At 37.3% G+C, this 23,066-nt stretch carries 26 protein-coding genes; 13 read left to right on the top strand and 13 right to left on the bottom strand.

The genetic code is table 11. The features are described 5' to 3' along the window. Positions 1 to 159 precede the first annotated feature (159 nt). The gene (locus Q2T41_RS08430) at positions 160 to 684 is read right to left on the bottom strand and encodes a CvpA family protein (protein ID WP_304435714.1); all 525 of its coding nucleotides are present in this window, start codon (positions 682 to 684) and stop codon (positions 160 to 162) included. Positions 685 to 763: 79 nt separating this feature from the next. On the opposite strand from Q2T41_RS08430, the gene Q2T41_RS08425 reads away from it, so the two are divergent. The 3 genes from Q2T41_RS08425 (at position 764) to Q2T41_RS08415 (ending at position 4,580) form a co-directional block, all read left to right on the top strand. Continuing rightward, positions 764 to 1,120: a hypothetical protein gene (locus Q2T41_RS08425; protein WP_089260994.1), complete on the top strand. Its 357-nt coding sequence runs from the start codon at positions 764 to 766 to the stop codon at positions 1,118 to 1,120. 163 nt (positions 1,121 to 1,283) lie between these two features. Next, positions 1,284 to 2,774, top strand: coding sequence for a glycerol kinase GlpK (gene glpK, locus Q2T41_RS08420; RefSeq protein ID WP_304435713.1), 1,491 nt, complete (start codon positions 1,284 to 1,286; stop codon positions 2,772 to 2,774). Between the two features lie 138 nt (positions 2,775 to 2,912). Continuing rightward, complete coding sequence (locus Q2T41_RS08415) at positions 2,913 to 4,580, top strand: glycerol-3-phosphate dehydrogenase/oxidase (RefSeq protein ID WP_304435712.1); 1,668 nt, start codon at positions 2,913 to 2,915, stop codon at positions 4,578 to 4,580. Here the strand turns inward: Q2T41_RS08415 and Q2T41_RS08410 are convergent. Continuing rightward, complete coding sequence (locus Q2T41_RS08410) at positions 4,577 to 5,578, bottom strand: NAD(P)H-dependent glycerol-3-phosphate dehydrogenase (protein ID WP_089260991.1); 1,002 nt, start codon at positions 5,576 to 5,578, stop codon at positions 4,577 to 4,579. The two genes, Q2T41_RS08415 and Q2T41_RS08410, sit on opposite strands and share 4 nt — an antisense overlap. A gap of 121 nt (positions 5,579 to 5,699) precedes the next feature. Here Q2T41_RS08410 and Q2T41_RS20755 point away from each other — a divergent pair, with 121 nt between their 5' ends. Together Q2T41_RS20755 and Q2T41_RS20750 are read left to right on the top strand one after the other, a co-directional pair. Then, on the top strand, positions 5,700 to 6,194 hold the full coding sequence (locus Q2T41_RS20755; RefSeq protein WP_367186843.1) for a hypothetical protein: 495 nt from the start codon (positions 5,700 to 5,702) through the stop codon (positions 6,192 to 6,194). Positions 6,195 to 6,356: 162 nt separating this feature from the next. Further along, the gene (locus Q2T41_RS20750) at positions 6,357 to 6,614 is read left to right on the top strand and encodes a hypothetical protein (RefSeq protein WP_367186842.1); all 258 of its coding nucleotides are present in this window, start codon (positions 6,357 to 6,359) and stop codon (positions 6,612 to 6,614) included. A gap of 52 nt (positions 6,615 to 6,666) precedes the next feature. Here Q2T41_RS20750 and Q2T41_RS08400 read toward each other — a convergent pair whose 3' ends face one another. Together Q2T41_RS08400 and Q2T41_RS08395 are read right to left on the bottom strand one after the other, a co-directional pair. Beyond that, positions 6,667 to 7,194: a DUF421 domain-containing protein gene (locus Q2T41_RS08400; RefSeq protein WP_304435711.1), complete on the bottom strand. Its 528-nt coding sequence runs from the start codon at positions 7,192 to 7,194 to the stop codon at positions 6,667 to 6,669. A gap of 107 nt (positions 7,195 to 7,301) precedes the next feature. Beyond that, positions 7,302 to 8,150 carry a helix-turn-helix domain-containing protein gene (locus tag Q2T41_RS08395; RefSeq protein ID WP_304435710.1) on the bottom strand — a complete coding sequence of 283 codons (849 nt, stop codon included), beginning with the start codon at positions 8,148 to 8,150 and terminating at the stop codon, positions 7,302 to 7,304. Positions 8,151 to 8,297: 147 nt separating this feature from the next. On the opposite strand from Q2T41_RS08395, the gene Q2T41_RS08390 reads away from it, so the two are divergent. Beyond that, positions 8,298 to 9,269, top strand: coding sequence for a phytanoyl-CoA dioxygenase family protein (locus Q2T41_RS08390; RefSeq protein ID WP_304435709.1), 972 nt, complete (start codon positions 8,298 to 8,300; stop codon positions 9,267 to 9,269). An 83-nt stretch (positions 9,270 to 9,352) separates the two neighbouring features. After that, positions 9,353 to 10,978, top strand: coding sequence for a SulP family inorganic anion transporter (locus tag Q2T41_RS08385; RefSeq protein WP_304435708.1), 1,626 nt, complete (start codon positions 9,353 to 9,355; stop codon positions 10,976 to 10,978). Positions 10,979 to 10,988: 10 nt separating this feature from the next. On the opposite strand, the gene Q2T41_RS08380 is transcribed toward Q2T41_RS08385, so the two are convergent. Next, a complete protein-coding gene (locus Q2T41_RS08380) occupies positions 10,989 to 11,270 on the bottom strand; it encodes a hypothetical protein (RefSeq protein ID WP_304435707.1) in 282 nt (93 codons plus the stop codon). 219 nt (positions 11,271 to 11,489) lie between these two features. Here Q2T41_RS08380 and Q2T41_RS08375 point away from each other — a divergent pair, with 219 nt between their 5' ends. Then, the gene (locus tag Q2T41_RS08375) at positions 11,490 to 12,530 is read left to right on the top strand and encodes a lactonase family protein (RefSeq protein WP_304435706.1); all 1,041 of its coding nucleotides are present in this window, start codon (positions 11,490 to 11,492) and stop codon (positions 12,528 to 12,530) included. Here the strand turns inward: Q2T41_RS08375 and trxA are convergent. The 5 genes from trxA to Q2T41_RS08350 all read right to left on the bottom strand — a co-directional run bounded on the left by trxA (position 12,527) and on the right by Q2T41_RS08350 (position 16,319). Beyond that, on the bottom strand, positions 12,527 to 12,823 hold the full coding sequence (gene trxA / locus Q2T41_RS08370) for a thioredoxin (protein WP_304435705.1): 297 nt from the start codon (positions 12,821 to 12,823) through the stop codon (positions 12,527 to 12,529). The two genes, Q2T41_RS08375 and trxA, sit on opposite strands and share 4 nt — an antisense overlap. 28 nt (positions 12,824 to 12,851) lie before the next feature. After that, positions 12,852 to 13,553, bottom strand: coding sequence for a DsbA family oxidoreductase (locus Q2T41_RS08365; protein WP_304435704.1), 702 nt, complete (start codon positions 13,551 to 13,553; stop codon positions 12,852 to 12,854). 152 nt (positions 13,554 to 13,705) lie between these two features. Next, on the bottom strand, positions 13,706 to 14,185 hold the full coding sequence (locus Q2T41_RS08360; protein WP_089260981.1) for a c-type cytochrome: 480 nt from the start codon (positions 14,183 to 14,185) through the stop codon (positions 13,706 to 13,708). A 169-nt stretch (positions 14,186 to 14,354) separates the two neighbouring features. Beyond that, the gene (locus tag Q2T41_RS08355) at positions 14,355 to 15,317 is read right to left on the bottom strand and encodes a YheT family hydrolase (protein WP_144803156.1); all 963 of its coding nucleotides are present in this window, start codon (positions 15,315 to 15,317) and stop codon (positions 14,355 to 14,357) included. Positions 15,318 to 15,344: 27 nt separating this feature from the next. Continuing rightward, positions 15,345 to 16,319, bottom strand: a complete 975-nt coding sequence (locus tag Q2T41_RS08350; RefSeq protein WP_304435703.1) for an NAD(P)H-dependent flavin oxidoreductase — start codon at positions 16,317 to 16,319, stop codon at positions 15,345 to 15,347. A gap of 122 nt (positions 16,320 to 16,441) precedes the next feature. Here Q2T41_RS08350 and Q2T41_RS08345 point away from each other — a divergent pair, with 122 nt between their 5' ends. Further along, positions 16,442 to 16,918: an acyl-CoA thioesterase gene (locus Q2T41_RS08345; protein ID WP_089260978.1), complete on the top strand. Its 477-nt coding sequence runs from the start codon at positions 16,442 to 16,444 to the stop codon at positions 16,916 to 16,918. Positions 16,919 to 17,016: 98 nt separating this feature from the next. Then, complete coding sequence (locus tag Q2T41_RS08340; RefSeq protein ID WP_144803147.1) at positions 17,017 to 17,637, top strand: GntR family transcriptional regulator; 621 nt, start codon at positions 17,017 to 17,019, stop codon at positions 17,635 to 17,637. Between the two features lie 12 nt (positions 17,638 to 17,649). Here the strand turns inward: Q2T41_RS08340 and Q2T41_RS08335 are convergent, their stop codons facing one another. Then, the gene (locus Q2T41_RS08335) at positions 17,650 to 18,567 is read right to left on the bottom strand and encodes a DMT family transporter (protein ID WP_304435702.1); all 918 of its coding nucleotides are present in this window, start codon (positions 18,565 to 18,567) and stop codon (positions 17,650 to 17,652) included. Beyond that, positions 18,564 to 18,917: an arsenate reductase family protein gene (locus Q2T41_RS08330; protein ID WP_304435701.1), complete on the bottom strand. Its 354-nt coding sequence runs from the start codon at positions 18,915 to 18,917 to the stop codon at positions 18,564 to 18,566. The genes Q2T41_RS08335 and Q2T41_RS08330 overlap by 4 nt, the downstream gene beginning before the upstream one ends. Positions 18,918 to 19,017: 100 nt before the next feature. Here Q2T41_RS08330 and Q2T41_RS08325 point away from each other — a divergent pair, with 100 nt between their 5' ends. After that, on the top strand, positions 19,018 to 19,479 hold the full coding sequence (locus Q2T41_RS08325; protein WP_304435700.1) for a DinB family protein: 462 nt from the start codon (positions 19,018 to 19,020) through the stop codon (positions 19,477 to 19,479). On the opposite strand, the gene Q2T41_RS08320 is transcribed toward Q2T41_RS08325, so the two are convergent. Further along, the gene (locus tag Q2T41_RS08320; protein ID WP_304435699.1) at positions 19,476 to 20,219 is read right to left on the bottom strand and encodes a DUF3298 and DUF4163 domain-containing protein; all 744 of its coding nucleotides are present in this window, start codon (positions 20,217 to 20,219) and stop codon (positions 19,476 to 19,478) included. The two genes, Q2T41_RS08325 and Q2T41_RS08320, sit on opposite strands and share 4 nt — an antisense overlap. An 84-nt stretch (positions 20,220 to 20,303) precedes the next feature. On the opposite strand from Q2T41_RS08320, the gene Q2T41_RS08315 reads away from it, so the two are divergent. Both Q2T41_RS08315 and gdhA read left to right on the top strand, forming a co-directional pair. Then, entirely contained in the window at positions 20,304 to 21,458 is a 1,155-nt protein-coding gene (locus tag Q2T41_RS08315; protein WP_304435698.1) for a cystathionine gamma-synthase, read from the top strand. A gap of 161 nt (positions 21,459 to 21,619) precedes the next feature. Beyond that, on the top strand, positions 21,620 to 22,963 hold the full coding sequence (gene gdhA, locus Q2T41_RS08310) for an NADP-specific glutamate dehydrogenase (protein WP_304435697.1): 1,344 nt from the start codon (positions 21,620 to 21,622) through the stop codon (positions 22,961 to 22,963). Positions 22,964 to 23,066 lie beyond the last annotated feature (103 nt).

The raw sequence follows: 23,066 nt of genomic DNA, 5'->3' as shown, positions 1-23,066 counted from the left end.
TGGCGTAGCGAAGTAGGTTTGTAAGATGAGAATGTTCTAAGTTCTCTATCGATAGGGGATATCGATAAGTAATATTAAAGAAATCTTGGCATTGTAGGGTATACTTGGTTCTTTATTCGTTAAAAGGTCAAAATTAAGGGAATAAGTGCTTTAATTACACTAAATGACAACAGGCTCGTTAGTAGATTCTTTGGAATGTTTGTTATTGTTGAGGACTTGATCGAACAATAAGGCGCCAATTTCCTTTATGGGTTGGTACAGTATGGAATTTTTTTTTGTTTGTTCATCAAGAAGGTTAAGGGTGTTGTCCACACGGTCAAAAAAAATGAATGCAGCACCTAATATGATGGCTATTTTTAAGGCGCCAAAAATAGCTCCTGCTATTTTATTTAAAAGGCCCAACATGGCCAAGTTGGCCACTTTGGTCAGTAATTTACCCGCTAGGTTTACTAAAATGATGATTAGGATAAATGTAATTATGAACGCCAAAATACTCATGTTGCGTTCATTCCATTCTAAATGGGTAGATAAATAGTTACCTGTAATATATGAAAAGTGTATGGCCCCAAATATGCCTGCTACTAGTGCTACTATGGAAGCCAATTCCATAAAAAGTCCATTTTTAAAGCCTTTGTAAAGACCCCAGACCAATGGTAATAGTAGTAAAATATCTAAAAGGCCCATTTGCAATGTGTTTTCACAAATATAGAACTTTGAGTTGTACCTTTGAAATGTCCAAAAAGTACGATAGAAATTAAATATTATGGCCAGGGATATACAATTAAAGGAACGTTGGGAGAATTTGGTAGAAAAGCTTTCCGTGAAATTTTCTGATGGGGACCCATTGGAACTGGATGCCATTATTTATTTAGTTGGTGTCCAAGAGTTGGGCCAATACCATAGAAAGTATAAGAAAGATGATAAATTAGATTTAATGCATATTGCCATCTGTAGGCTGTTGGAACCTTATGGATTTTATGAATTTAGTTTTTTTGATGAAGATGGTTGGCCCCATTATACCATTAACGAAGAGTTGCCCCCTCTAAAAGCAGGTGAACAAACCGTATTGATGAAGGAGGCGATTGTAAATTATTTTTTGGAAAAAGAGTTTATTAAGTAAGGGACTTCAAAAACTTTTTAAAGTTAAAAGTATAAAAATTGTAAGTTAATTTGGTATTATATAAGTGTAGAATATTTACTGTAGCATAGAATAGCATAAGTTAGTTTTTATCTTCTTTGAAATCGATATTAAATCTGCTATATTTAAAAAAATATCGTAAAAAATGTCAAGGAAATTTATTATATCATTAGATCAGGGTACCACAAGCTCTAGAGCTTTATTGGTTGACCATGCAGGTACCATTAAGGGAATGGTCCAAAAAGAGTTCAAGCAAATATTTCCACATTCTGGTTGGGTAGAACATGATGCAGAGGAAATTTTGACCACGCAAATGGGTGTGTTAAAGGAACTTTTGGACAATGAAAATGTGTTGCCATCTGAAATAGTGGGTATAGGTATTACCAATCAGCGTGAAACTACGGTGGTTTGGGACAAAAATACCGGCAAACCTGTATATAATGCCATTGTTTGGCAGGACAAGCGTACAGCGGATATCTGTGAACATTTAAAGAAGACAGGCTTAACGGAACATGTAAGGAAAACTACCGGTCTGGTAATAGATTCTTATTTTTCAGGTACTAAGGTAAAATGGATATTGGACAATGTTGAGGGAGCCAAGAAAAAAGCAGAAGCAGGGGACCTGTTGATGGGGACCATAGATACGTGGCTGGTGTGGAATATGACCAAGGACCATAAGCATTTTACCGATTATACCAATGCATCACGTACCATGATATATGATATCGTAAATTTAAAATGGGACGATAAAATGTTGAAAGCTCTGGGTATTCCAAAAAGTATGTTGCCAGAAGTAAAGCCTTCTTCTGCCCATTTTGGGGACTATGAAATCGATAGTGTTAAGATACCTATAGCCGGTATAGCCGGTGATCAGCAGGCGGCTTTGTTCGGTCAGGCTTGTTTTAAGAAAGGTTCGGCAAAAAACACCTATGGGACAGGGTGCTTTATGCTAATGAACACAGGCGAAGAACCGCAATTCTCAAAAAATGGATTATTGACCACAATTGCCTATGGTTTAAACGGTAAGGTAAATTATGCCTTGGAAGGTAGTATTTTCATTGCCGGGGCAGCGGTACAATGGTTAAGAGATGGCTTAGAGCTTATAGCGCATGCTAAGGAGACAGAGGAATTGGCCAATTCAATTGAAGGTGAAAATTCTGTGTATGTAGTACCGGCTTTTGCAGGTTTAGGCGCCCCTTATTGGGATATGTATGCCAGAGGTGCCATATTTGGATTAACACGTGATACCGGTAAGGCACATATAGCCAAGGCCACTTTAGAGGCCCTTGCCTATCAGACCAAGGATATTCTAAAGGCAATGGAAGATGATTCCGGTATTCAACTTAAAAATCTTAGGGTAGACGGAGGCGCATGTGCCAATAACCATTTAATGCAATTTCAGGCCGATATTTTGGATTCGGAGGTGCATAGGCCGGAAATTATTGAATCTACCGCAATGGGAGCCGCTTTTTTGGCGGGCATACAAGTTGGCTTTTGGGAGCAATCTGATATTGATGAGAACAGACCCATGGACCGTATTTTTAAACCCACATTTGATCGCGTAAAAAGAAAGCGCCTCTATAAGAAATGGCAGAAGGCGGTTGAACGTACAAAAGGTTGGGAAGACGAAGAATAGTTTTAAAACATCAATTTTACAATTAAATAATTTTATCGAGCATATTTAAATGTGGTCCTAACCATATCTTTGGGCTGCTTAGAGTTGTAAAAGTACAATGTTGGAAATCAACTTTTTAATAGCAAATAAACATCTTTGATGAAAAATATAAAATTCACCAATTTAGAACGTCAAAAAACAATAGCATCACTGCAGGGAGAAGAGTTTGATCTTGTGGTCATAGGTGGCGGTATAACAGGCGGTGGTATTGCATTGGATGCGGCATCACGTGGACTAAAGGTTGCCCTTTTGGAAAAAGGTGATTTTGCATCGGGCACCAGCAGTAAATCGACCAAATTGATACATGGCGGATTGCGATACCTGAAACAATTTGATTTTTGGTTGGTAAAGGAAGTAGGCTCGGAAAGGGCCATTGTGCATAAATTGGCTCCACATTTGGTCCTACCGGAAAAGATGTTGCTTCCGTTAATAGAAAATGGATCGTATGGTAAGTGGCTAACTTCTATTGGACTTAAAGTCTATGATATACTTGCACAGGTAACGGGTGATGATAAACGAAAAATGCTTGAAAAGAAGGAGGCCCTTAAATTGGAACCTTTATTACCTAAAAAGATATTGAACGGGGCGGGCTACTATGCGGAATATAGAACGGATGATGCAAGGCTTACCATTGAAAATATAAAGACCAGTCTACTTTTTGGTGCTAAAGCCTTGAACTATGCCAAGGTAAACGACTTTCTATATGAAAATGATAAAGTTGCGGGGGTAAAGGCTGTAGATATGATTTCAGGCAGTGAATTTACCATTAATTCCAAATATGTAATCAGTGCTGCGGGACCTTGGGTAGATGAGTTAAGGAGCCTGAACAATTCCAAGAAGGGAAAACAATTACATTTGACCAAAGGTGTCCATTTAGTTTTTCCATATGAGAAACTTCCCGTAAAGCAATCAGTATATTTTGATATACCCGATGGGCGAATGATGTTCGCTATTCCAAGAGGTAAAATTACTTATGTAGGCACTACGGATACCAATTATAATGATAGTAAAGATGAGGTAAGGACAGATATTGCCGATGCGATCTATTTAATATCGGCCGTAAATAATATGTTTCCTGATATTAATTTGGAATTGGAGGATATAGTTTCTTCTTGGGCAGGTCTACGCCCACTGATACATGAGGAAGGTAAGTCCGCTTCTGAACTTTCCAGGAAAGATGAAATATTTGTTTCCGCAACGGGGTTGATCAGTATTGCCGGCGGTAAGTTGACGGGTTATCGCAAAATGGCCGAAAGGGTAGTTGATCGTATTGCAAAGAAAATGGATGAGGAATATAATATTGAACTCAAAGAATGTTATACGGAAAAAATATATCTGTGCGGAAATGATGATTTTAAAAAATTCAAGCATGTAAAAAAATATATTGCCCAAGTGTTTGATAAGATAAAAGACGACGGTTTTACACAGCATGACGCTTGGTTTTTGGTAACCAACTATGGCAAACAGACAGAAGTTATTTTAGATACCTACACAAAATTGGTAGAAGAAGATAAATACATTAGGTTGGCCAAAGCGGAACTTACCTTTGGTATTGATTATGAAATGGTACAAAACCCAATGGATTTCTTTATAAGAAGAACCGGTAGGTTATATTTTGATATTGACAGCATCAGAACGCTTATAGAGCCTATCTTAAAGGAATTCCAGAACAAATTTGGGGTGTCAGATAAAATAGTTCAAGGTTGGAGAACTACGTTAGAAGAAGAATTAAAAGAGCATTCAGATTTTTCCCTTACCAGAAACTAGTCCAGCTTATCCGTTAGGGCAAGAAACACCTTTTTAGGGTTTTTATTTTCGTAAAGAACTTGGTAAACGGCGTCTATGATGGGAGTCTTTACTTTTTTCTTGAATTTTTCTTTGATGACATATGCACTTTTGGCGGCATAATATCCTTCTGCCACCATGTTCATTTCCATTTGGGCACTCTTTACCGTATAACCTTTACCGATCATATTGCCGAACATGCGGTTACGGCTAAAAATGGAATATCCTGTGACCAACAGATCACCTAAATAAGCAGATTTGTTAATGTTGCGGTCAATGTTGTGTATTCTTTTGGTATAGCGTTTCATTTCCCTTATGGCATTGCTCATCAAAACACTTTGAAAATTATCCCCATAGCCTAGTCCGTGAGCAATACCCGCTGCAATGGCATAAATATTCTTTAACATTGCCGCATATTCCGTACCTATAATATCCTTGCTGATATTAGTTTTTATATAATTGCCGGACAGGTTTTTGGCTACGTACTCCGCTTTTTGCTTATCGGCACAGGCAATGGTCAAATAGGATAAACGTTCCATGGCAACTTCCTCTGCATGGCATGGTCCGGTAATTACACCAATATGGTCAAAAGGTATGTTGTATACCTCATGAAAATGCTCACCTACGATTAATCCGGATTCTGGTACAATCCCTTTTATGGCAGAAAAAATAATTTTATCCTTAATGGATTCATTTAATTTTTCCAACTCGGATACCAAAAAGGCAGAGGGGATGGCAAAAATTAATATATCGGCATTATTTACCGCATCGTTAATATCGTTCGTTAACAGTAATTGTTCTGTCTTAAATTCAACTGAAGTGAGGTAATTGGGATTATGCTTTTGTATTTTAATATAACCAATAGCATCGGAATTTCGCATGTACCATCCTACTCGTTCTTGGTTTTCGGTCAACATCTTCACTATGGCGGTAGCCCAGCTACCACCTCCCAATACTGCAAATTTAGCGTCCTTTTTCATGCCTATGTTTATGGTACAAATTTACTATTTATTTAGATGCTTGTAATACGTTGGTTTATAGGGTTATGATGATTTTGGCATAGAGATTGTTTATCAGTACATAACCTTTAAATAAAATTGTATGAAAACATTAAAACTACTTACAGGATATGTTCTTTTGGCCACGCTTATGGTTTCTTGTTATGCAGATGTAATCATAGAAGATAATTTTATTGAGGAATCTGCCTATAATACCGATCAAGTATTGCAAGACTATGATTTGTGGTATGTAGATATCAATGAAACGCGTGGATATGGGGAAGTACCATTTTTGCAACGTGCCTTTACCATTTCCTTTGACCGTGGCATCGTTTATGCCAACAATAACATTGTAGGCATTGGTAAAACCGGTGGCGGCTACGGTATTGATGTAGGTACGTATAGTACGTTAAGGGGCATAGTAGAAATTGATCATGATGTCGATGGGCGTTGGGCCTTGGAAGTCTATGCGGTTAATAGAAATACTATTGAGCTTTATGATGCAAGTACGGATACATCCTATTTTTTAAAAGGATACCAGACCAATTCATTTGATTATGATATGGTATTCTATGACAACATCAATTATTTTATATAGGAATATGATGCTTGGGAGAAAATTTATACAAGTCAGGCAGGTGCTATAAATGATTTTGACAATGAAAATTATATACAGTTTCTACCCGATTTTTTCAGGTCTTCCTTAGATGCTCCTAATACAAGGGTTTCAAATCTGCAATGGGATTATGAAGGAAATTATGTGGTATATGATGTACAAGGAGATAATACCTTAAAGGCCTTGACGCTGGATTATGATTTTTTTGGTGATGATTATTTTGAGTTATATGTCATTAACGATAGCACTATTGAGCTTTATCACCCTAGTAGTGGAACTACTTATGAATTTAGTGGTAGAGGATATCAGCAATATTTAAAAACCGGTAAGGATATCCAAACCAAGAAAAGAACAAAGACTTCTAACCCTATCATGAAAGTGGAGAGAAAGAAGGTAAAATAGTTTTTAGGTTGATTGTCTTAGGAATGCCCCGGTCTTTTAGAACGGGGTATTTTTATATAGTGGCAGCTACATCGGTCATTATAATATCATCAATTTCTACAGGAGAATCTGTATGTAATACGGAAATATCTCCAGTTGTTTCAAAAACTACCGCTTTTACTTGGGAAAGCTGCAATACGTTCGCCTCTCTTAATTTACCCATAAGGTCGGCTTGGCTTACCAGAGCCTTATTTAGGTTCTCCTTGAAAATTTTTCCGTCTTTCATCAATAAAATAGGTGTGTTCGTGACTATTTTTTGAGCTTTGTCAGAAGAAGATAATATTTTGGCGAACAGCGCTTGTAACCCTGCAAGCAAGGCCAGGGAAACAATTGCGGGCATAAGGCTTGACACTGGTTTGTTTACCGCATCCGCTAAAATGGAGCCCATTGCTATGGTTACGGCAAAATCAAAGCTGGTCATTTTTGCAAAGGTTCGTTTGCCTGTAACCCGGGTAATGAGCATGATATAAAGATAAATACAAATTGCGGCAATGCACATTTGCAATACGGTCTGTAGTGTTAATGGTTCAAAAATTTCCATGTGTTCTAGGTTATGAGGTATGTTTTACAATGCCTGTATCTTGGTATAATAAAGGTAACCCGTTAGTACACAATTACTTTCCTCTATTACCTATAATACTACTTCATTTAAATGTTAAGCAATCTTTTTTTAAATGCCGAAGGATTTTCTCCCGTAACTTTTTTAAACGTTCTATTAAAGTATGATAGGCTTTCAAAGCCACATTCAAAACAGGTTTCACTAACGTTCTTACCGCTTAAGAGCAAACGTTTAGATTGGCTTATACGGTACTGGTTCAGGAATTCTATAAAAGTACTACCTGTAGCTTTTTTGAAGTATCGGCAAAATGCAGGTTTGGTCAAATTACAAAATTGAGCCACTTCATCTACAGAAATCTTACCTTGGTAGCGTTCATCGATCAAGGCATAAATTTCACGAATTCTACTTTGTTCTTTTTTACTGTACCTGTTTTTGTACGGCTTTTTGTGCAGTAATTGAAATTCATTACTTTGAGAAAGCCTTTTTAGAATATTCATTATAGCCATAAAATATTCAAAAGGTTTTAAGGCATGAAGTTCCTTAAGCAATTTACCTACCGTTTTTTTTGTCTCGCCATGAAATGCTATGCCATAACGGGACAAATCAAGTAATCTGTTAAGGCTCTGTAATTCTGGCATTGGTTCAACAAAGGTATTTTTGAACGAAGGTTTAATATGTAATACTTCTTCCCTATAGGTCGTCTTTACCCCATAGTCAAAATTTAAGTGGGGTATGTTAGAGCCAATTAGCACCAAATCTGTCTCTTCATATTCAGAAATATGATCACCAACATGTCTTGTTCCATTGGCACCTTCAATGTAGACCAATTCATATTCTGGATGAAAGTGCCAATAAAAAAGATGACTTAATTTTGGGTCATGTAGCAATCTAAAAAGACTTTTAGATTCAGGTTCTATAGTTTCCAGTTCAATTTTCATAGGGATAAATGTAACAAAATTGCGCACATATATAAATATAGCTGGCTTAAAAATCAATATTGTTCAAATTGTGGTTAATATCAAGGTGGTGTAAGGGCTTAAAGGTCAGTAGATTTATATCATAGATTCAACTTAAATTTTAAGACCATGAAACATGTAAACAAGGTAGAGCTTGGAAATAAAGGCCATAAGGATATACCGGGAAATCCGTCTACGGCAACTAGTAGCAAACAGCAATTAAATGATCGATCTAACGGTGTTCCACTTCGTGTACTCAGCGAGGATGATTGGCAATTTTGGATAGAGAACGGGTATATTGTAATTAAAAATGCCGTGCCTTTGGAGCAGGCAAAAGCAACCGCTGATTTTCTTTGGGAGTTCGATGAAAAAGACCCAAATGATAAATCCTCTTGGTATGCTGCACCGAGAGCGGAAATGAAAATGAAAGAACTTACAGGAACTGGAATGGTTGAGGTATATAATCATCAGCACTTATGGAATAACAGGCAAACACAAAAAGTCTATGATGCCTTTGTAGATGTGTGGGGAACGGAAAAATTATGGGTAACCATTGACCGTGCCAATTTAAATTTTCCATTGCCGGAAGGAGTGGATAAGAAAGGATTTATTCATTGGGATTATGATCCGGAAACTAAGCCACAGAATGTTCAAGGTGTACTGGCCCTTGCAGATCAAGATGATGAGCAAATGGGCGGTTTTCAATGTATTCCATGGTTATATAGAAATTATGATTCTTGGAAATTGACCCAACCTAATGACCGTGACCGTTTTCAACCAAGCTTAAAAGGTTTGGAAGGTAAAATTGTTAAGGTAAAAATGAAAGCGGGTGATCTTTTAATTTTTAATAGTACCGAACCCCATGGTATAAGACCTAATAAATCTAAGGACAAAGTAAGAATTGCACAATATATTTCCATGATGCCTGCAGAGCCTGAGAATACTCCGTTAAAAAAATGGAGAATCAATTCTTGGAAAAATAGGATTGCACCGGAAGGCTATGCTTTTCCTGGTGATCCCCGTAATTGGGAACAAACCAAATACGATACTGCCAAATTATCTCCTTTGGGAGAGAAGTTATTGGGATTAAAGGACTGGTAAACAGATAATTTGGTAATAATCTACATGTTTGTGGCAGGGCCGGTAAATATTACTATTTTTGCGCCCTTTAAAGGTTTTGATACATGGCGAAGATTTTCAATTTATTTGATTTTAATCAAAAGGTAGATTATAAGACAGAAATTTTATCTGGACTTACCGTAGCGTTGGCCTTGGTGCCAGAAGCAATAGCATTTGCATTAATACCAGGGTTTTCTCCCTTAACCGGTTTATATGCCGCTTTTGTTCTGGCATTGATTACCTCAATTTTTGGTGGTAGACCGGGTATGATTTCGGGTGCAACGGGAGCAGTTGCTGTCGTATTCATTGGTTTAATACTTGAATTAAAGAGAAACTTTCCGGGTATAGCGCCAGAAACTATTTTAAACTATGTGTTCGCAACCGTAATTATTGCGGGGATATTACAAATACTGGCCGGAGTTTTAAAATTAGGAAAGTTTATCAGGTTGGTGCCTCACCCGGTTATGTTCGGCTTTGTCAATGGTTTGGCAATCATCATTTTTATGGCGCAGTTCCCAAATTTTTATCAGAAAGGGACCGATCAGTTGTTGACGGGAACAAATATGGCAATGATGTTGGGACTTACCTTATTGACCATGTTGATCATATGGGGTTTACCCAAATTGACCAAAGCGGTGCCTTCATCATTGGTGGCCATTGTAGTGGTTTCTGCAATTGTATTGGGTTTTGGAATAGATACTCTTACGGTTGCGGATACAATGCGTGAAGGTGAATCTATTAAGGGAGGTTTTCCGCCATTGTCCATACCACAGATACCCCTAACTTTTGAATCTTTTAAAATAATTTTTCCATATGCAGCCATTGTTGCCGGTGTAGGACTTATAGAAAGTTTGCTTACCCTAAATATTATTGATGAAATAACTGAAACCAGGGGTAACAGTAATAGGGAATGTGTTGCGCAAGGTTCGGCGAACATACTTTCTGGATTTTTATCGGGCATGGGGGGTTGTGCAATGATCGGTCAGAGTTTGATCAATACCTCTTCTGGTGCAAGGGCTAGGTTATCCGGTATTACTGCGGCCGTAATGTTATTGGTATTTATTATGTTTGGATCTAGTGTTATAGAGCGTTTGCCTATGGCGGCTTTGGTAGGACTTATGTTCATGGTTGCCATTGGGACTTTTGAATGGGCAAGTTTTAAGACCTTTCGGAAAATGCCAAATTCAGATGTTGTGGTTATGATTTTGGTAACATTGATTACCGCTATTACCCATAATTTGGCCATTGCTGTGCTTTTAGGGGTTGTCATTTCTGCATTGGCCTATTCATGGGAAAATGCCAAAAGAATCCGTGCAAGAAAGCATATAGATGAAAACGGAGTTAAGCATTATGAAATCTATGGTCCATTATTTTTTGGTTCTACTACGTTATTTAGTGAAAAATTTGATGTACCTGGAGATCCAGAACAAGTTATTATAGACTTTAAAGAGAGTAGGGTGGCAGATATGAGTGGTATTGAAGCTTTGAACAAAATTACGGAACGGTATGCCAAGCTTGGTAAAAAAGTTCATTTGCGCCATTTAAGTAAAGACTGTATTCGCTTATTGGAAAATGCCGAGGAAATAATAGATGTGAACGTAATGGAGGATCCCACATACAAGGTTATGATAGACAAGCCCATAAAAAATAACGATTCAGAAAACAACCCTTTTAAACTCTGGGGCTTATAAGGCTAGATAGTTAGGACTGGGCAAAATAGTAAATGGCATATAGCAAACAGATGGTCCCTATCAGTGCCATGATATAATAAATTATTTCTTGAGTACGGTTTTTTCTTGCCTGTAAAATAATAGCTGCCCTTATTTTTTTACGTTCACCCTCAGTAAGCTCCTTGAATTGAAGTTTTGTTTTATGGGTATGGTCCATATAGTCTTTGCGTAGCTCCCTAAAGCTTCTACTTTTTTTAAGTAGCGCCCTATTGGCCTTGATTACCTTCATTGGTTGTCCACCATAACCGCCCATATCATCACTTTATATATTAGTACCATAAAAGTGTAAATGTTACATTCCTGTGTAAATTCATACGTATAGACGAATACTTTCCTATTTTTAATAGAAGTAATTATATAGGTATATGAATCATATTTAATTATAGTATTCTGATAAATTTATTTCAACATGAAAAGTAAAATATTTTTGTTACCAATGTTTTTTGGTTTCATTTTTTTGATTGGCTGTGATATGGATAAAAATACAAATGATGCAATACTTTTTGTAGGCACGTACACAAAGAATGGAAGTGAGGGAATTTATAGGTTCAACTTTAATGTGGATACGGGAAGGCTTAGTGACCAAACTTTGGCTGCCCAAATAGAAAATCCTTCCTTTATAACGTTTTCACCGGATAAAAAAACGTTGTATGCAGTTGGTGAGGTAGATAATTATAAGGATGGTAGTGGAGTAATTACCACTTTTGATGTCAAGGATACGGTACTTACCAAATTGGATATGATGTCCACATTTGGGGCAAATCCTTGCTATGTTGGTGTTAGTAGCAATGGTCGTCATGTTGCAGTGGCAAATTATACAGGAGGCAATTTTACAATTTATAATACCCAAGAAAATGGAGCTTTGCTTCCATCTCCACAAGTAATTGACCATAAGGTATTAGATACAACTAAGACGGCCCATGCCCATATGGCCAAGTTTTTGGACGGTGAACTGTTCGTTGCCGATCTAGGTTTGGACCGTATTAAAAAATATAGTAAACAGGAGAACGTTTTTGTTCCCAGCGAACAGAAAGAACTTGTATTGGCAAGCGGTGCAGGCCCAAGGCATTTTGTGGCTTCTGCCAATGGAATTTTTTTATATGTCATTAATGAGCTGAACTCTACGATTACCTTGTTTAAAAAAATAGGGGGGAGTTATGAAACCGTAGCGGTTTATAATACCCTGTCTGATAATTTTAAAGGCGAGAGTTTCTGTGCCGATATTCATTTGTCCCCAGACGGTAAATATCTTTATGGATCTAATCGTGGAGAAAATACCATCGTAATTTTCAAGGTAAATGAAACTAGCGGAAAATTAGCTTTGGTGGGAAGAGAACCTGTAAAGGGTGATTGGCCTAGGAATTTTACTATTGATCCCAGTGGGTCATACGTAGTTGTGGCAAATCAACGCAGTAATAATATTGTGGTTTTCAAAAGGGATATTGAAAAAGGCACCTTAAGTTTTATCAACGAGGTTGATTTGCCAAGTCCTGTATGTTTAAAATTTTATTAATGGGATTTTATGATTTCAACCAAATCCCGTTTCTGTATTACACCAGATTGTCTCCAAACTTGTTTTCCGTTCTTGTACAATATCATGGTAGGCACCCCTCTTACCTGATAGGTAGTGGCAAGGGATTGATTTTTATCGACATCTATTTTTACTATTTTAATTGCATCGCCCAGTTCATCCTTGACATCTTTAAGGATAGGGGCCAATGTTTTACAAGGGCCGCACCATTCGGCAAAAAAGTCTACCAGTACCGGAGTATCACCGGCTATAATGTTTGAAAATGATGTTTTCATAATAGCTTACTTTTTATAGGTTTATAGCTTAACAAATACCTGTTGTGGAATCACAATGGTCACCTTCGCTCAAAATGGTCAATGGTGCCACTTGCTCAAATGCCTCTAAAAAAGCAGTGGCAGGTTGTGCTCCGCTAATTCCATATTTATCATTTATGATAAAAAACGGTACACTGTTTACGCCACGTTGCTGATAATGTGCAATTTCTTGTTTTACACTATAGGCAATGTCTTCGTTCTTTAAAATTTCTTGTGTTTTTTCCTCTGGCCAGCCGTATTCTTCCATAATGGTAGTGAGTACTTCCGGTTTGTTCAAATGGAGATTTTCATCAAAATATGCCTTCATCAATCGCTCTTTCAATACATCCTTGAATCCTTCTTCACCGGCAACATGCAGTAATTGGTGAAGCGGTAGCGTGTTTACTGCGCGCCATTCTGGTCCAAAGTTAAAGGTAATTCCTTCCTCTTTGCCGTTTTCTACCAAACGCTTGGTCATTTCCAAAGGGCCTTCCAAATTGCCGAACTTATTTATAAGATAGGTGTCTCTGTCCAAGCCTTCCTTAGGCATATTGGCATCTAATTGAAAAGGGTGCCATTCTATATCTATTGGAGCTCCTTTCCATTGTGCAATGGCTTTTTCCAATCTTTTTTTTCCGACATAGCACCAAGGGCAGGCGACATCAGAAACTATATCTATTTTTATTTTATCATTTTGCATAGTAATGTTCATTATCTTAGGTTACATTGGTCGTAAGGCAATACCCTTTCATTACATTTTTCTCTTATACTTCACCCCGATTGGGGGAGTACTAGATTACAAAAAAAGCATAAAAAAACCCTTTCAAGACTGTTGAAAGGGTTTGCGTATAATTTCAATGGAAGTTATAGAGTACGTAAATACTCCGCTAGGTTGCGAGCTTCTTCCTCATTTAGGTTTTGATTCAGCATAATGGCATTGTTGTATTCTTTCAACAAAGCTTTGGCAATTGGGTCTTCTTTCAACATTTTGTCTGGATTAATGATCATGTTCATTACCCATTCTGGACTTCTTCTTTCATAAACACCTTTTAACGCAGGTCCTATCATACGTTGTTCTGCCATATGGCAAGCGGTACAAATAGCTTGGAATTTTTCTTTTCCTGCAGCGGCCATTTCCTCGTTTATAGTATCATCGAACTTTACACTGGTTATTGGACCAACACCTTTATTGTCCAAATCAACCGGAACACCTTCAGTTGCAGTTTCTGTTTTAGCTTCCTTCTTGGTTCTGTTCATTTCAAAACCTTCCTTCTTCTCTTCCTTTTTCTCACCACAACCTATAATCATTGTGCCAAGAGCTAATAAGGTTAATAATTTGCGCATACGTTTACGATATTTTAAAAGTTGTCTCTCAATTTAGGGTCTAAGATATGAATTTTTAATGGTGACCCTAGCTTTTAAACGCAATGTACGTATAGATTTAGGGAATATATTTAGACGGTTAACATTTTTGTAAAAATTTATGAAAAATTACACGTATAAATGTTCATGTTCAGGAAAGATTCTCGAAAAATTCTAATGTACGTCTTTCGGCATACGTTTGGTTTTTTGCACCATGAAAACCAACATGACCACCATATTTTGGAGTCTCCAAGAACAAGTGTGTATGGTTTTTTGCAATTTCTATAGGGTAACATTCAGGACCTAAAAAGGAATCGTTCAAGGCATTGATGATTAAAGTAGGAACATTAATATGTTTTAAAAATTGTAGACTGCTGCTCTTTGCATAATAGTCCATAGCATCTTTGAAACCATGGGCCCTACTGGTATAGATATCATCAAAATCCTTAAGATTTTTTATGTTTTTAATGTCATCATTGGAGATCAGGTCAGGAAATACTTGTTGCTTTTGTTTTAATTTTTCTAAAAGGTTTCCTTTAAACCTTCTTGCATAAAGTACGTTCTTATATTGCAATAGTTGATAAAGGGAGTCTGCTAGTTGACAGGGTACAGAAATGGCGGATGCACCTTTTATTTGGGCCGGAACGCTTCTTTTTTCCCCTAAATATTTTAGTAAAAGATTGCCTCCAAGGCTAAAACCATGCAGGAATATTTGCTGGTATACTTTTAAGTTCAGGATATGGTCCATTACATATTGTAAGTCCTCCGTAGCACCAGAATGGTAGGATCTAAAAAGATTGTTGGCCGTTCCGCTACAGCCTCTTAGATTAATGGCGCAGACATCAAAACCTTTTTGTGAGAGTAATTTGGCACTGCCTTTTACATAGGCCCTTTGGGAGCTTCCTTCCAGTCCATGGATGATAATGACCAATTTTTTGGAGGTTTCAGCGGCATAGCTCCAATCCGTATCCAAAAAATCTTCATCGGGCAGGTTTATTCTAATACGTTTCTGTTCTAAATCATCAACCTTTCTGAATAGACCGTTATATATGGTAGAGAAATGTCCGTTCCTAAATATTGGGGAAGGATGGTATGATGAATCTATTATGGGCATTTATGAGGTTAACTTTTAAATACAAATTTATTTAGGATAGGTTTCCAAAACTTTTATTTGTTCCTGGATAGCCTCTTTAAATTCCGTTTTTAAATTTGATACTAAGGTTGAAACAGGTACGGTATCATTTATAAGAGCGGAACCTTGCCCTGCAGACCAAATGGTTTTCCATGCCTTTGCTTCGGTATCCAATTCTTTTCCAAAATCTATCTTTACATCTTTTTTTAAATCCTCCTCGGTAATACCTGCGGCTTTAAGGCTTGCTCCTAGAAAGTTGGCGTGAACTCCAGAGATTGCTGCGGTATATACAACATCGCTAGCTCCAGCTTCAATAATCATTTTTCTATACTCCGGTGTAGCCTTACTTTCGTCCGTATTTATAAATCGGGTTCCCATGTAGGCAAGGTCGGCTCCCATTTGAAGTGCAGATGCAACATCTCTACCGGTACTAATACAGCCGGAAAGTAAGATGGTCTTGTGAAAGAACTTTTTTATTTCTGCTACCAATGGCATGGGATTAATGGTACCCGCATGACCCCCTGCACCCGCAGCAACAAGAATTAATCCGTCAACCCCGGCCTCTGCCGCTTTTTCCGCATGTCTTTTCTTAATGATATCATGGAATACGAGTCCGCCATAACTATGAATGGCATCTACTACTTGCGACACTGCCCCTAAAGAAGTAATTATCAATGGTACTTGATGTTTTACGCACAGTTTAATATCCGCCTCTAATCTAGGATTGGTAGGATGTACTATTAAATTTACGCCGAAGGGTGCTGCTTTTTTGCCGGTTTCCGCTTCATATTTCTTCAATGCGGTCTTTATTTCTATCAGCCATTCTTCAAAACCTTCGCTAGTTCGTTGGTTTAGCGCAGGAAAAGTACCTACGATACCATTTTTACAACATTCTATGACCAATTGAGGCCCTGATATTAAAAACATGGGTGCAGCAACGATCGGTAATGCCAATTCATTAATGAATGCAGGTTTGTTAGACATAATATGTAATTTTTTAACTAGAATTAAAATTAAGGATAAAAAACCGTGTTCTTTATTCCATACGAATCAAAACTATGTTATTTTTAGGGAGTATTATGCATGCATAGCAAAAAAATAATTTTATGTACTTAAAAGAATTTGAAGTTAGGTGGAGTGATGTTGATGCAAACCGGCATTTGGCTAATTCGGCCTATGTGAATTTTATGAGTCATACCAGAATGGCATTTTTAATGGAATTGGGGTTTGACCATAGGGCAATGGCAATTCATGAAATAGGGCCAGTGGTATTCTATGAGCATATTTATTATTTCAAGGAAGTGTTTCCTGGAAAGCCAGTGAAGGTTTCGTTGGAAATTGTTGGGATGAGCGAAGATGCCAAGTTTTTTGAATTTGAACATAATTTTTATAATCATAAAGGAGAAAATGTAGCCCGTTGTGAAATGATGGGCGCTTGGATGGATTTGAAAACTAGAAAATTGACCGGCTTGACCAATGATTTGTTGAAAACATTCAGCGCAGTAGAAAAAGGGGCCAATTTTAAAGTGCTTACCAAAGAGGATTCAAGAAAGTTTGCACGTGTACCCAATAAAGGGTTATAAAATTACAGAAAGGATATTTTTTTAAACAAATTATGCAACCCATTGATTTGTATTGTGTTCTATTATATTTGATAACCCTATTTTAGTATATTTACTTTATGGCCAACCTCCCAGAAGATATTTTTCAAGACACATATGGAAAGGTGAAAAAATTGATCGTAACCAAGAAATTATCTCCTGGACAGTTAATAACCGATCAACGTTTGACCCATACCTTGAATATTAACGATGGCTCCATTGCTATTGTGTTGCAACAATTAAGGGAAGAGTCCTTATTGGTTGGTGAACCGGATAGTGGTCTTACCGTGAGGGAGTTGAGTGAAATTGAAATTTCTGATTTGTTTGATTGTAGAATGGCCATTGAAACCATGACGGTACAACTTTTTACCAAAAATGCGCCGCAATCTAAAATAGACGATTTAAGGCAATTGCTGGTACCTTTTGAAAAAGGTCCTCAAAGCCTCTATGTATTTCATAAGATAGATTGTTATTTCCATGAATTTATTGCTAAAAATTGTGGAAATAGTATGTTATACAACCTTTTTAAAACTGCTAAGATTACATCACTTATGGATCTTGTTGGTATTTCAAGGCCTTTGAATATGGTCATGCAGGAACATTTGAATATAATATCTGCCATGCACCATAGAGATGAGGACGTGGCTGTGAATGCCATAAAGGTGCACCTGGAAAACACCAGGAAATCTCATTTAAGTTAATACAATATTTCTTTAGTTGTCTCCATTGCTGACCCTGTTACCGGATAATTTGGGTTTTCTGCTGGCCAAATAAACCCCAATTAGAACAAGACATGCTGCTATAATTTTAATAAAAGTAAGATGGTCTTGTCCGCTGATAATGGCGTAGGCAATACCAACTAGAGGTTGTACATATACAAATGCACTTAAGGTAGATGCCTTTAGTTGGGAAAGGGCAAATATGTTAAATAGATAGGTACAAAAAGTTGTGCCCAATATTACAAAAGCAATAGCTCCATATGCATTTATTGGAAGAGTGGACCATGATATGTCCATAAATTCTTCATATCCAAAGGGTAGACATATAAGTACCCCTAAACTAAAAAGCCATTTCATAAAGGTAAAGGGGTGATATTTTGTAATAAGTACTTTTACTACAACTAGGTATGAGCCGTAGAACATGGAATTCATAAAGATTAAAAAATTTCCCAACGGTATATTTGGAGCATCCATACGTATCTCGGTTCCAAAGAGTATAAGGCCCAGTGCACCAATTAAACCAATACTTATACCAAGAATTTTTCTACCGGAAATCTTTTCCTTGAGAATAACTGCGGATAAAATCAATACAATGATCGGCGTGGTTGTAATCAATACCGCACTGTTGATCGGAGTAGATAAGGATAAGCCTTTAAAAAAGACCAACATATTAAGGGCCATGCCCAAAAGGGCACAAACAAGCATTCTAAGGTAATCTCTTGGGTCTATTCGTTCTTTGGGTCCAAGGAAGGAAATGGCCCAAAACAAAATGGCCGCACCCAACACCCTTAAGATTATAAAACCAAAGGGCTGCACATAATGGGGCATAACGCCTTTTGCTATAGTGTGGTTAATACCATAGATAGTAGTTGCCCCTACGGCCGCTAGTATTGCAAGTAGTCTTTTGCTCAATGGTGTATAGCCTTTTTTGCGGCTTCTACCACTTTTTTGCTATTCCCAATAAAAATATCATTCTCATTAATGATTACAGGTCTTTTTAAGAAGGTATATTGTTCCAAGATTAAATTTTTAAAATCTTCCTCTGTAAGGTTCTGTTCCTTTAAATTGCGTTCCCTATATAGTATGGCCCTTTTGCTGAACAATGCTTCATAACTATTGGATAAGGTATGCATGTGTTCTAATTGCTTTTTGGTAATAGGAGATGTTTTAATATCCTGTAGTTCAAAATTGGTAAGCGGTTGCAGTTCTTTGATAATTCGCTGGCACGTAGAGCAAGAACTTAGGTGGTATATTTTTTTCATGATAGGTTAAACGTTTGTTTTGTTTTCTTTGCTTAATCGTTTGCAAAGAAACCCATTTCCCTTTAATTGTACTATTTTTACACCTTATAAACAGGAAATAATGGTCGAGAATTTATTGGAAATCACTCTTCAAAATCGAAAAAATCTACATAAAGTTTTAACGAATACCCCCAAAGAAAAATTATTGGCAATACCAGAAGGGTTCAACAATAATATTTTTTGGAATATTGCGCATACGGTAGTGACCCAACAGCTTTTATGTTATAAATTCAGTGGGCTTCAAATGAGAGTACCAAAAGAATTAGTGGATAAATTTATGAAGGGCACCGTTCCTGATGGAACGGCTTCGGATGAGGAAATAATGATAGTTGCGGATTTTTTGATTTCTACCGTAGAATGGATCAAAGAGGATTATGAAACCCAACTTTTTAAAGAGTATAAAGAATATACTACCAGCGCAAAAGTTACCTTAAGAAACGTAGAGGACGCCATAGGGTTTAATTTATTTCATGAAGGCTTGCATGCTAATACCATAACCTTGCTTTTAAAACATTTAGGTTAAGGCGTTACGGCAAGTTTTAAATAGCTGTTTACTTCTTTATAGGGTAGTAACAAGGTAATGGGCCCATCAGCATAGGATGCAATTTCATATGGTTCATAATAAAGTAGGAGCCCGTCATCAGTGTATCCAATATTTTCAGGTAAATAATAAGTTTCTGTTTCAAACATAAAACCAGTACTATTAATATCCGCTTCTTTAGGTATATGTTCCTGTGTTCTAAAAGCTTCTTCGGCATAGGAGGTAATAGTTTCTATGGATGTAAATAATTCTTCTCTGTAGAGTTCCGTTGCGTTTAACTTGTCAAAATTCAAAAATCGTACAGAATTAATGCCGTGTGCCCCTCCTGTAAAAAGGTAAGATTTTAATTGTATGGTCAATATCTGCCCATTGTCAAAAACAATATCTCCATTTATAGTAGCCTCCCATGGCATGGATTCCTCTGGATATTTATTTTTAAGTTCGTTATAGTCCGTTATAAATGCATCTATACCTTCTTTGATATTATTGGCCTTCCCGGTCTCGTTAAAGCTTAACCATGAAATAATTTCCTCACTAATGGCAATGTTTATTGCGTTTGCCAATTTAGAATTTCCTATGGCCTTAGGAACGTTAATGGTTACAAAGGAACAGTCTTGGCACTCTTTTTTTGAAATGGATAAAGGTTCAAAGATCAGTTCTTCTTTGGTTTCACAACTTAAGATAAAGAATAGTGTAAGTAGGCAAAAGAATCTATTGTTCATGTAAGGTCAAGTTTTATGTAAAAATACACCTTCATTGTATTCGTCAGAAGATAACGATACATTTGTGTAAAATATTTGTTAGCTATGGGTGGTAAGGATTTAAAGTTCAATACAAAGGCAATTCATGGAGGTCAAATACCGGAAAAGGCATATGGTGCCGTAATGCCTCCTATCTATCAAACCTCTACCTATGCGCAAACTACACCTGGAGGGCATAAAGGATATGAATATTCTAGAAGTGCAAATCCTACAAGGACAGCTTTGGAAAATGCTTTGGCCAGTATTGAGAACGGCACCCATGGTTTGGCTTTTGGAAGTGGTTTGGCAGCCATAGATGCCGTAATAAAATTATTGGAACCGGGAGACGAGGTAATTTCTACGCATGATCTTTATGGGGGTACCTATAGAATTTTCAAGAAAATTTTTGAAAAGTATGGTATTGTTTTTCATTTTGTGGGGATGAGAAGTACAGCTGCCATACAGTCCAAAATCAATAAAAATACCAAACTTATCTGGGTAGAAACACCTACCAATCCTATGATGGGTATCATTGATATTAAGGCTGTAGCAAATTTGGTACAAGGAAAGAATATACTTTTGGGTGTTGATAATACCTTTGCAACCCCCTATTTACAAACTCCATTAGATTTGGGTGCTGATATCGTAATGCATTCCGCTACCAAATATTTAGGGGGGCATAGTGATACGGTCGTGGGGGCATTGGTTGTTAAGGATAAAGTTTTGGCAGATAGGTTGTATTTTATCCAGAATGCCAGCGGCGCCGTATGTGGTCCAATGGATAGTTTTTTGGTATTGCGGGGTATCAAGACCCTTCATGTAAGAATGCAGCGCCATTGTGAAAACGGTAAGGCCATAGCCCATTTTTTACGGAACAGTCCAAACGTTGAAAAAGTATATTGGCCAGGTTTTGACGATCATCCCAACCACGACATTGCCAAGACACAAATGAAGGATTTTGGAGGTATGATATCATTTATACCAAAAGGCGGCAGTTATGAAGATGCTATAAAAATTGTTGAAAGCTTGCGAGTATTTACGTTGGCGGAATCATTGGGAGGGGTAGAAAGTCTTGCTGGGCACCCTGCAAGTATGACCCATGCCAGTATTCCTAAAGAAGAGCGGGAAAAAAGTGGTGTAGTAGACGCACTGATTCGCTTAAGTGTTGGTATTGAGGATTCTGAGGATTTAATTGCGGATTTAAAGCAAGCGTTAAGTTAAAATGTAATTTTATTGAACTTTAGAATCTAAAATCGATTATTTGTTGTTAAAACAACAAAAATTATCAACTTTTAAAAAAAGTACGCAATAAATTACATGAATAACATAATTTTGCCGTTATATTTTGAAATCAATAAATTAATACAATTGTAAATAGCTTTATGGAAGATAAAATAAAAGCATTTATGGATGAGGTTATTGCCAGGAATGGGCACGAACCAGAATTCATACAGGCGGTGCAAGAAGTTGCAGAAACTGTTATACCATATATTGCAAAGCATGAAATATATAATGGCAAGAACATTCTTTTGAGAATGGTTGAGCCAGAGCGTTTAGTGTCGTTTAGGGTAGCATGGGTAGATGATGATGGGGAAATTCATGTAAACCGCGGATATAGAATTCAGATGAACTCAGCCATTGGGCCTTATAAAGGAGGGTTGCGTTTTCACCCAACCGTAAATGCAAGTATCTTAAAGTTTTTGGCTTTTGAGCAAGTATTTAAGAACAGTCTAACTACCCTACCTATGGGTGGTGGTAAAGGGGGTTCTGATTTTGACCCAAAAGGTAAGTCAGATGATGAGGTCATGCGTTTTTGCCATGCCTTTATGTTGGAGCTTAATAGGCACATAGGACCCAATACAGATGTCCCTGCCGGAGATATTGGAGTGGGTGCGCGTGAAATAGGATTCCTTTTTGGCATGTACAAAAAAATTAGAAATGAGTTTACGGGTGTATTGACCGGTAAGGGACTTTCTTGGGGAGGGTCTAAGATTAGACCAGAGGCTACTGGCTATGGTACCGTATATTTTGCTGAGAGTATGTTAAAGACCAGAAACGAAAGTTTTAATGGTAAAACCGTGGTGATTTCCGGTTCTGGAAACGTTGCCCAGTATGCAGCAGAAAAGGCTATTGTCCTAGGTGCCAAAGTGGTAACTCTTTCGGATTCTAGTGGATTTATTTATGACAAAGACGGATTAAATGATGAAAAACTTGCCTTTGTGATGGATTTGAAAAATAACAAACGCGGTAGAATATCAGAATACGTCAACAAATATCCAACGGCAGAATTCCATGGAGGCCAGACTCCTTGGAACGTAAAGTGTGATATTGCCTTGCCCTGTGCCACCCAAAACGAACTAGACCAGAATGATGCCAAAAATTTATTAAATAATGGCTGTATGTGTGTTGCGGAAGGAGCTAATATGCCTTGTAATGCAGATGCCGTTCATGAGTTTAATAACGCAAAAATTTTGTTTGCTCCCGGGAAGGCATCAAATGCCGGTGGTGTGGCCACATCAGGACTTGAAATGTCCCAAAATTCCCTTCGTATTAGTTGGACTAGGGAAGAAGTAGATGAACGATTAAGGGATATCATGGAAGATATACATGATTCTTGTATTCAATATGGTAAGGAAGAAGATGGGTTCTGTAACTATGTAAAAGGTGCTAATATTGCAGGTTTTGTGAAAGTTGCCGATGCTATGTTGGCCCAAGGGGTGATTTAAAATCCTGGTCCATAAATAAAAGGTTAAAGTACTTATTTGCGAGGTCTTTCTAAAGACCTCGCTTTTTTTTGTACAAAGGCCAATATACAAACCGCTATCTTTG

The sequence above is a fragment of the Maribacter confluentis genome (assembly GCF_030505015.1).
Taxonomy (GTDB): domain Bacteria; phylum Bacteroidota; class Bacteroidia; order Flavobacteriales; family Flavobacteriaceae; genus Maribacter; species Maribacter sedimenticola.
This window is presented reverse-complemented; position numbering and strand designations above follow the sequence as displayed.

Coding starts and splice junctions, on each gene's coding strand:
- Q2T41_RS08430 (WP_304435714.1), bottom strand. CDS start 684: ATGGGCCTTTTAGATATTTTACTACTATTACCATTGGTCTGGGGTCTT.
- Q2T41_RS08425 (WP_089260994.1), top strand. CDS start 764: ATGGCCAGGGATATACAATTAAAGGAACGTTGGGAGAATTTGGTAGAA.
- glpK (WP_304435713.1), top strand. CDS start 1,284: ATGTCAAGGAAATTTATTATATCATTAGATCAGGGTACCACAAGCTCT.
- Q2T41_RS08415 (WP_304435712.1), top strand. CDS start 2,913: ATGAAAAATATAAAATTCACCAATTTAGAACGTCAAAAAACAATAGCA.
- Q2T41_RS08410 (WP_089260991.1), bottom strand. CDS start 5,578: ATGAAAAAGGACGCTAAATTTGCAGTATTGGGAGGTGGTAGCTGGGCT.
- Q2T41_RS20755 (WP_367186843.1), top strand. CDS start 5,700: ATGAAAACATTAAAACTACTTACAGGATATGTTCTTTTGGCCACGCTT.
- Q2T41_RS08400 (WP_304435711.1), bottom strand. CDS start 7,194: ATGGAAATTTTTGAACCATTAACACTACAGACCGTATTGCAAATGTGC.
- Q2T41_RS08395 (WP_304435710.1), bottom strand. CDS start 8,150: ATGAAAATTGAACTGGAAACTATAGAACCTGAATCTAAAAGTCTTTTT.
- Q2T41_RS08390 (WP_304435709.1), top strand. CDS start 8,298: ATGAAACATGTAAACAAGGTAGAGCTTGGAAATAAAGGCCATAAGGAT.
- Q2T41_RS08385 (WP_304435708.1), top strand. CDS start 9,353: ATGGCGAAGATTTTCAATTTATTTGATTTTAATCAAAAGGTAGATTAT.
- Q2T41_RS08380 (WP_304435707.1), bottom strand. CDS start 11,270: ATGGGCGGTTATGGTGGACAACCAATGAAGGTAATCAAGGCCAATAGG.
- Q2T41_RS08375 (WP_304435706.1), top strand. CDS start 11,490: ATGGATAAAAATACAAATGATGCAATACTTTTTGTAGGCACGTACACA.
- trxA (WP_304435705.1), bottom strand. CDS start 12,823: ATGAAAACATCATTTTCAAACATTATAGCCGGTGATACTCCGGTACTG.
- Q2T41_RS08365 (WP_304435704.1), bottom strand. CDS start 13,553: ATGAACATTACTATGCAAAATGATAAAATAAAAATAGATATAGTTTCT.
- Q2T41_RS08360 (WP_089260981.1), bottom strand. CDS start 14,185: ATGCGCAAATTATTAACCTTATTAGCTCTTGGCACAATGATTATAGGT.
- Q2T41_RS08355 (WP_144803156.1), bottom strand. CDS start 15,317: ATGCCCATAATAGATTCATCATACCATCCTTCCCCAATATTTAGGAAC.
- Q2T41_RS08350 (WP_304435703.1), bottom strand. CDS start 16,319: ATGTCTAACAAACCTGCATTCATTAATGAATTGGCATTACCGATCGTT.
- Q2T41_RS08345 (WP_089260978.1), top strand. CDS start 16,442: ATGTACTTAAAAGAATTTGAAGTTAGGTGGAGTGATGTTGATGCAAAC.
- Q2T41_RS08340 (WP_144803147.1), top strand. CDS start 17,017: ATGGCCAACCTCCCAGAAGATATTTTTCAAGACACATATGGAAAGGTG.
- Q2T41_RS08330 (WP_304435701.1), bottom strand. CDS start 18,917: ATGAAAAAAATATACCACCTAAGTTCTTGCTCTACGTGCCAGCGAATT.
- Q2T41_RS08325 (WP_304435700.1), top strand. CDS start 19,018: ATGGTCGAGAATTTATTGGAAATCACTCTTCAAAATCGAAAAAATCTA.
- Q2T41_RS08320 (WP_304435699.1), bottom strand. CDS start 20,219: ATGAACAATAGATTCTTTTGCCTACTTACACTATTCTTTATCTTAAGT.
- Q2T41_RS08315 (WP_304435698.1), top strand. CDS start 20,304: ATGGGTGGTAAGGATTTAAAGTTCAATACAAAGGCAATTCATGGAGGT.
- gdhA (WP_304435697.1), top strand. CDS start 21,620: ATGGAAGATAAAATAAAAGCATTTATGGATGAGGTTATTGCCAGGAAT.